This is a genomic window from Neobacillus terrae, assembly GCF_011393025.1.
Taxonomy (GTDB): Bacteria; Bacillota; Bacilli; order Bacillales; family Cytobacillaceae; genus Neobacillus_A; species Neobacillus_A terrae.
This window is the reverse complement of the sequence record NZ_JAAOEO010000054.1, coordinates 1-7,272: the sequence shown is the minus strand read 5'-3', so window position 1 is coordinate 7,272 and position 7,272 is coordinate 1. Positions and strand designations below refer to the sequence as shown.

The 7,272-nt window shown below is 35.2% G+C and carries 10 protein-coding genes; 2 read left to right on the top strand and 8 right to left on the bottom strand.

Features of this window, described 5'->3' with window-relative positions:
• The first annotated feature begins 380 nt into the window (after positions 1 to 380).
• Entirely contained in the window at positions 381 to 1,328 is a 948-nt protein-coding gene (locus G8761_RS26295; RefSeq protein WP_338001043.1) for a PAS domain-containing protein, read from the top strand.
• Between the two features lie 768 nt (positions 1,329 to 2,096).
• Here G8761_RS26295 and G8761_RS26290 read toward each other — a convergent pair.
• The 5 genes from G8761_RS26290 to G8761_RS28235 all read right to left on the bottom strand — a co-directional run bounded on the left by G8761_RS26290 (position 2,097) and on the right by G8761_RS28235 (position 4,491).
• Positions 2,097 to 3,217 (bottom strand): IS3 family transposase gene (locus G8761_RS26290; protein ID WP_207789362.1). Its coding sequence is split into 2 segments (ribosomal slippage): positions 2,097 to 2,956 and positions 2,956 to 3,217, totalling 1,122 coding nucleotides; the frame shifts between segments, so codons are not numbered across the junction.
• Between the two features lie 42 nt (positions 3,218 to 3,259).
• Entirely contained in the window at positions 3,260 to 3,577 is a 318-nt protein-coding gene (locus G8761_RS26880) for a VOC family protein (protein WP_207789361.1), read from the bottom strand.
• A gap of 134 nt (positions 3,578 to 3,711) precedes the next feature.
• Positions 3,712 to 4,017, bottom strand: a complete 306-nt coding sequence (locus G8761_RS27525) for a hypothetical protein (protein ID WP_243450166.1) — start codon at positions 4,015 to 4,017, stop codon at positions 3,712 to 3,714.
• 163 nt (positions 4,018 to 4,180) lie between these two features.
• The gene (locus G8761_RS27775; RefSeq protein WP_275940748.1) at positions 4,181 to 4,354 is read right to left on the bottom strand and encodes a DUF3888 domain-containing protein; all 174 of its coding nucleotides are present in this window, start codon (positions 4,352 to 4,354) and stop codon (positions 4,181 to 4,183) included.
• Between the two features lie 38 nt (positions 4,355 to 4,392).
• Positions 4,393 to 4,491 (bottom strand): hypothetical protein, encoded by a 99-nt coding sequence (locus G8761_RS28235; protein WP_420800292.1) that lies wholly within the window; start codon positions 4,489 to 4,491, stop codon positions 4,393 to 4,395.
• 403 nt (positions 4,492 to 4,894) lie between these two features.
• Here G8761_RS28235 and G8761_RS26270 point away from each other — a divergent pair, with 403 nt between their 5' ends.
• Positions 4,895 to 5,131 carry a hypothetical protein gene (locus tag G8761_RS26270; protein WP_166030884.1) on the top strand — a complete coding sequence of 79 codons (237 nt, stop codon included), beginning with the start codon at positions 4,895 to 4,897 and terminating at the stop codon, positions 5,129 to 5,131.
• 359 nt (positions 5,132 to 5,490) lie between these two features.
• Here G8761_RS26270 and G8761_RS26265 read toward each other — a convergent pair whose 3' ends face one another.
• From G8761_RS26265 to G8761_RS26255, 3 genes are all read right to left on the bottom strand, one after another.
• Complete coding sequence (locus G8761_RS26265) at positions 5,491 to 5,844, bottom strand: VOC family protein (RefSeq protein ID WP_166030883.1); 354 nt, start codon at positions 5,842 to 5,844, stop codon at positions 5,491 to 5,493.
• Between the two features lie 394 nt (positions 5,845 to 6,238).
• Positions 6,239 to 6,601, bottom strand: coding sequence for a hypothetical protein (locus G8761_RS26260; protein ID WP_166030882.1), 363 nt, complete (start codon positions 6,599 to 6,601; stop codon positions 6,239 to 6,241).
• 123 nt (positions 6,602 to 6,724) lie between these two features.
• Positions 6,725 to 7,063, bottom strand: coding sequence for a YolD-like family protein (locus tag G8761_RS26255; protein WP_166030881.1), 339 nt, complete (start codon positions 7,061 to 7,063; stop codon positions 6,725 to 6,727).
• Positions 7,064 to 7,272: the final 209 nt, after the last annotated feature.

Here is a 7,272-nt window from a genome sequence, read left to right as displayed (position 1 = left end):
CCTTCTCATTCTACCAAGAGGTTATTTTTTTGTTCAAACTCCATTTTCACTCATTACAGGAATGCTGCCCCGTTAGCTTAACTACAAAAAAGGCCGTTAATCCTTCCAGGGAACAACGCACCTATTAGGTTAGCTGTTGTGTTCCGAATTAAAAAGAAAAAGAACCAAAAAGATCCTTGTCAAAAGTCCGTTTAGGTGAATGAATGTGTCTCTATAATATACTCCACCGTAAACTATTGGTTTGAGGTGAGGGGAGTGGATAAAGGGGTACAGAAAAATAGTGATTGTTCTTCCAAACCTGCTCCTTTAGTTCAATAACTCGACTGTATATGTATCCTTATTTAGCCCCTCACATTTTTGTAGATAAGTAAAAAGAGAACATTAATAATGGAGGAGAGCAAAATGGTTTCTCTAGATTCGCTGCACGAGTTATCAAATCCTCCATAATAAGTAGTTATATTAATATTTTCTCAATTTTCAAAATTGTAATACTTCCATGTCTCCATTATACTTGTTCTATATTAATTAAGGAGAGGTTCGCCATAACTATTGAACTTTTTAACAAAACAAACATTCCAACGCTACTTGATAAGGTTAGTGAAAATATATTAATTACCAATGCTGAATATGAAATTGTATGGATTAACCAATCTGCAAAAGAGCTCCTTAAAGTAATTGGACCCTTTGTACATATTGAAAACCCAGAAGATTTTATTGGGCAAAACATTTCTAAATTTCACAGGCAAAAATCGTTGGAATATTTAAAAAATGGTCAATTTCCTCATTCAACAAATATAACTTTATTTCAAAGATTTAAATCAAATATCGTTGTCAACACCTTAACCTCTGAAACAGGAGAAAAGCTGGGTTATATTCTTACTTGGAAAGATCTCACAGAATTTGAAAATGCCATCCAAGAGAGAAACGAACAAATTAAAGAATTGGAAAGCCCTATTATTCCACTTGCTAATGATACTTCTGTCCTGGTGCCACTTCTCGGGAAAATCACGGGAGACCGAATTAATCATATTGAGAGCAAAGTATTAAAATACTGTGTCAATCATCAAATTAATGACGTACTTTTTGATTTATCAGAAGTAAATGAGGGAATTACTCCTGAAACCGCAACTCGTTTGCAACAGATGCAAACTGCTCTTAGCTTAATGGGTGTAGAACCTATCTATGTCGGAATCAAACCCGAGTTTGCCCAATCTATTGTTAGGGATGGCATTTTTATTGGTGCGAAGACCTTTACGTCCTACAAACAAGGAGTCTTTTATGTCTGGAAGAAGTCAGGGTATCCATTACAAAAAGTCAGAGATAGATAAAAAGCATAAATAGGAACACTTGCATCCGTAAACTGTTAATTCCCCAAAGAAAGAAAATATCCTTTTATTAGAAAGAGGGTTTGTTCAACTAACCTGCCCGTTAGCACAAAATAAAAGGAGTTGCGGCTGCAACCCCTTCTTGAACTCAAGGCCCATCCATGAATCGCACAGATCAGCGATTCACCACAGAGAATGAAAATAGGCTGTGCAGACTATACTGTTTAATGCTGGAGAAGAAGGTCTTTGAACTATGGTGCCTAGAGCCCATCCGTTAGTCTGACTCCAACGACCACGGTGTACCACCGACTGTCGCACCCTTGATGGGTAGCACTCATGGGAGATTAATCCTAATTCTGGTTGTTGCTCCAGATGCACTTATTTTACTCCAACGAGAAAGGCCTGAACCCAAGCCATTTACCACCAATTTTATATCTAACTTTTATGAGGCCCAGCATCTTTTTAAAAACTGGTTTTTCTGGGTCTATTTTGTATGCCTTTTTTCAGTTTTTATTTTCATAGGAGTTCATTAACGAGATACAATTAGGAAATGCAGTTTTCTATGAAAACAAGTTAATCACCTACAACTGGACCTCCCTTCATTTTCTCTTTCCCCCAAGGTTTGGACGAACCTTAATAAATATCCGTCTGGGTCCATGATTAAAAATTCCTTCTGACCTACTAATTTAGTATCTGCTCTATACCAATTCTCCTGAATTTCTATCTTAATCGGATACTGATACATTCTTAGACTGGATTGTCAACACTAAACTAGACAGTTTTTTTAAGGTGTTCAAGTTTGTATTCAATGGGACTTAAATACCCTAACGTTCCGTGAATACGAATGTGATTAAACCAATGGACATAGTCTTGTAATTCTCTCGTTAATTCCTCTAAACTAGTAAAATGCTGTCCTCTTACAAACTCTGTTTTAACAATCTTGAACGTTGCCTCTGCTACTGCATTATCATAGGGGCAGCCTTTCATGCTGAGCGATCGCTTGATATCAAACGTCTTCAGTCCTTTGTCAATCAGCTGGTTCTTAAACTCACTTCCACGATCAGTGTGGAAATATTCAATCTTACGTAAATCGTTTTGAATAGATGCAAAGGCACGATAAACCAAAGTCGCATCTTTGTTTGGTCCAGTGCTAAAACCAATGATTTCTCGATTAAAGAGATTGACAAATACGCATATATAATGCCATTTTTGATTGACTCTTACATATGTTAAATCGCTTACCACAGCTGTCAGTTCATATTCCTGATTAAAATCCCGATCTAATTCGTTTTTTTGATCGGATTCATTGCACTTGGTTGAATGAGGTTTAAACTGGGCGACTGTATAGTTTGAAACTAAGCCCTGCTCGTTCTTGATCCGGCCAATCCGTCGTCTAGATACCCGATGGCCCAGCTTTTTCAATTCTATCTTAATCTGGCGCGTCCCATAGTTTTGACGGCTTTTTTGGAAGATATCAATGATGGCAGTGGTCAGGTCATCCTCTGATTCTCTTTCTTTTTCTTCATAATAGTAGGTGCTTCTGGGAAGTTGAAGGACTTTGCACATTGCTGATATCGAGTATTTATGTTCATTGTTCTTAATCACATTTACTTTCGTCCTAGTATCAGCTCAGCCTGCTTTAAAATGTCATTTTCCATTTGAAGCTGTTTGTTTTCTTTTCGCAGTTTATTTAGTTCTTGTTGCTCGGGTGACAGATTATCTTTTTCCTTGAAGGATCCGGAATTCTGGCTTTGACTCACCCACTTATCCAATGATGAGGGGGTGAGATCATACTCACGGATAATATCCTTTCTTGGTTTTCCATTAAGGTATAGTTGTACCATCTGATTTTTAAATTCGGTAGTAAAAGTTCGACGTTCCTTTTTTGTCAGAGTAGATTCTCCTCGATAGTGTTATAAGTAGTCTACTTGACCTTAATTTTTCTGTCCAACTAAGTGTAGCCTATCCAGACTTTTATATATTTCGTTAATATCACTTACCGTTATTTGAAAGTTAATTCCCCTCCCAAAAGGATACGATAACTCCCCAGTCTGCCAATAGCCATTTATCTCTTCAATCATAATTTGACAGTCATTTAGTGATAACATAGCGAACTTATCTTCTGGACGTTGATACTCTAACTTAAACGAGAGAATGTTTAAATAAAAATTAAGACTTTTATTTATATCTGAAACTGATAACTCTGGTACTAATGAATTAAGTCTAAACATCATATCTATCTCCATTTCCAATGTTGTTAGCAGCCTCTATTCTATATCATTCCTTATTGAACTATCCTGCAACGTTAGCACAATAAAAAAACAGGATAGCCGCAGCCATCCCATTTTTAACATAAGCACCCGTTAGTTGAGTAAGAACTTTTACCTTACCTCTCCATTTGGTCTATTAACATTAAAAAAAATACAGCAAAAATATGAAGAACAGCTAATACTGCAAAATGGTATCCCTCAATACTATAAAAAAATTTAAATACGACTGGGAATAATGCTGTCTCAACGCCAAATAACATAACCACAAAACCTATTCGCCCAGCTAATTTCTTTTCGTTTTTCGGGACAAACATTTCATTATTACCTGCAATGAATGATGTTTTTCCTTTTCGTTTGATGGAAAAACCGACAATTATTATTACTACACCTAAAACCATTAAGACTAAGGAAATCAAAAGCATTTTGTCCTCCTATAAGAATAGATATAGATATTTATAAGTTAATACGGTTATATTGAAATTAAGGTTTCACCTTATTGCACTAAACTGCCCGTTAGCATAATAAGGAATTCAACAAAAAAGTGAGTTAATCCTGCTGGATCAACGCACCCTTTAGTTCAACAAATTATAAAGGTCCTCTAATGATGTCCTTCCAGTTCTCTGGTAATTCGTGAGTCTCTAAGTGTTCATAGTTTATCATTCTGACGGTAGGTCCCGCAGATACTTCAAAAGTAATGCGGTCCTTTCCAACAGAAATATGCGGTCCAACTGTTGGGGTTACATCCAGTGTAATTTGCAAGATAAAACCTCGAAATTGGTTCATCCGTTGTGACTTTATCACATCAACGAAATAAGATAAACCGTCGGACATACTGTTAATATTTGTTTGTAATAATTACAAACAGCATCATCAATATGAGGATTTAAAAAATTCATTAGCATATCCTGAATCCTAAGCTCTGGCGAGTCTACTTGTTGACTTAACACAGGATATACTTTAGGTTGTGCGAGAACTTCAAATGACCCAAAGGTAAAAAAGGATATGATAAAGAGCAGTAGACCCAATGTTTTCAAAATAAATTCACCTCATTTCTAATTTTCCCAAATAGAAATGAGTTATCAATTTCTCTTTAACTAAACTGATCCGTTAGTCGATCAACAACAAAAAGGAGCTGCCGCCGCAACTCAATTTTCAACTCAAGCACCCGTTACTTCAACAAGAACCGTCTATATGCTTCAATTGTTTGTTTAAATCTAATTTATGGTAGACTGCCCTAGCAACTTAATATCTCCTTTCATATGATATAGCAAGTCCAATATAGAAAGGAGGTATTTTGCAGTGGAATTAAATTATGAACGTGCAAAGCATTTAAAAGGTAGAATGATACGCTTTCGAAATAAAGACGGAGAATGGGCTGTAGGTAAAGTCGTAAATGTTAAAAAAGATGGCCTGGAAATTGCGGAATTAGAATCTCATAACTCAAATGATGGTTATGGATTTGGTGGTCCGTTTTTTTCACCATTCTTCTTCCCATTTGATGGCTTCTTTTTTGACCCCTTTTTCTTTTTCTTTTAAATAAAGGTATCATCAAGAACGGTTGCGTACTTCTAGCGTAACCAGAATAGTAAGTGCATTGGGTGAAGACTAGCTGATTTGTAAATTCTCTATTAAAATTACATTTAATCAGCACTTGAAAAGCATCTTCACTATATATATATTTTCTTAATACAAGAATGGTTTGGACATTCATCATAGTATTTTGACAATTCATCGATTTGATAAAAAATTATTAATCTTTAACTATTCTGCCACGTTAGCACAATAAAAAATAGGATAGCCGCAGCCATCCCATTTTTAACATAAGCCCCCTTTAGTTCCACAAAAAAAAGGCATATATCCTATATTGGACCTATTCCTCGATTGGTGAAAAAAGGTTAACACCTGCATACCATCAAATGATTTCCATAAGGGTCTTTGAAATTAAACCAATGATTATGCTCAATTTCTGTTGTTAATTCAACATTTTTACCCTTCAAAAACTTATAGGCTGCTTCGATATTGTGGGCATTAAAATGAAAAGCTGGGGTTTTGAAAATATTTTCTTCTGAATAGATCTTACTATCCAATACAATTCCAGTTCCATTCGTTGTTGGTACAATAAATAAATGCCCAAATAAAATCTCACCTTCTGCATCTAACCCCAAAATATCACAATACCAATCCCGTGCTTCTTCGACATTACTTACAGGAATAAAGACTGTTCCGATTTGATTTAAAACAGGATTCATTGAAACCTCCTAAAAATAGAATTTATTAAAATAATTCGCTTTATTTTATATTTCTCCTTTTTATTAAACTAACCTGCCACGTTTGGTGAAGAAACCAGTTTCACAAAACTTTCACAGACAAACTTTAAATACAATGATACATTTGGTTTATAAAAAGGTAATTTCTTCAGCACTGGTTCCCCCAGTGTCTTTTTTATATCTTAACTTCTTTAATAGAAGTTCTCCTCACTCTCCATCAAAGAAAACAGAGAGTGGTTTTTTCTGTATGTTAATATCTTCTTAAACTTATATGACTCTTTAACTGAATAACCAAAAAAGGAGTTGCCGCAGCAACACCAATACTCAACATAAGCCCCCGGTAGTGAAAGAAGGTTTTTCTTCAGTGACATATATTTTAATGCCAACCAAATGCCAGTTTCCCTTCATTCAATTTACTTTCATTCCATTCTAATATTCCTTCTCCTTCTTCAATCCCTTGTTCTTTCATTTCATTCTTATAAAACTTAATAATCTTATTTCGCTTTTCAATATCATCAGGTAAATCAACAATTAGGTGAGTAGCATATGGTCCTCCTTCATCTTCTATTCGTTCTGGTTCATCGAAAATACCAATAACGCTTAACTTTAGTGCTCCAAGTTCATAAAGTTTTTCAACAAATTGGACAGCATTTTCATTTTCGCCAAACCTGTCAGATGCCAATGCTGATGGATTATTGTTATTTTTAAGCCATTCTAAAGCTTCGTACGTTTTGTTCAATGAAATGCACTCCTTTTGGATGATGTTTCAATAATTCTACCTTTAAATAACTTTTTCCTTCTTCAACTATCCTGCTCCGTTAGCTGAAGAATCCAACAAATACAGATTAAAATTTGAACCAATTTAATCAACAACAGACACTTGTATAACATCATTAAAATCAATTCTGCAAAACTCACCTTCTTGCAGTTCAATATGTAACTGGTGCAATATGGGGTTTAGATAATGTATGTGACCAGTTATATCGGATGTAAAGCCTTCAGTCCATATAGTTATCCTTACTGACAGGTTATACTCCATCGCATAACAGATACATTGGTCAAACTCTTCCTTTTCGTATTCATCAATGATAGGCTTTTTCATTCGCTCCTCGTCAATCCATAGATATCGTTGTGCCTTAATCAATTCAGGCATCCCAAAAGCAAATTGCCATTTCTGTTTACCACGGTCACGTATCGCCATAAAACTCACCTCTATATTATTATATACGAACAAGAGTTCTATATGTAGTAAAAATAAAAAAGGACCATTTTAGGTCCTAGAACTTACTCTCTTCAAGTAACGCCCCCGTTACTTTAAGTACATTACTTCACTATCTGCTTTTTTAATCAAACCAATAAATGCAAATACTTAATTAAGCATCACACCCTATAGTTGTACAATCAATAGAT

Excerpts from the sequence above, each read along its gene's own strand:
- G8761_RS27525 (WP_243450166.1), bottom strand. The coding sequence starts at position 4,017 with ATGCTTTTGATTTCCTTAGTCTTAATGGTTTTAGGTGTAGTAATAATA.
- G8761_RS28235 (WP_420800292.1), bottom strand. The coding sequence starts at position 4,491 with ATGAATTTTTTAAATCCTCATATTGATGATGCTGTTTGTAATTATTAC.
- G8761_RS26265 (WP_166030883.1), bottom strand. The coding sequence starts at position 5,844 with ATGAATCCTGTTTTAAATCAAATCGGAACAGTCTTTATTCCTGTAAGT.
- G8761_RS26255 (WP_166030881.1), bottom strand. The coding sequence starts at position 7,063 with ATGGCGATACGTGACCGTGGTAAACAGAAATGGCAATTTGCTTTTGGG.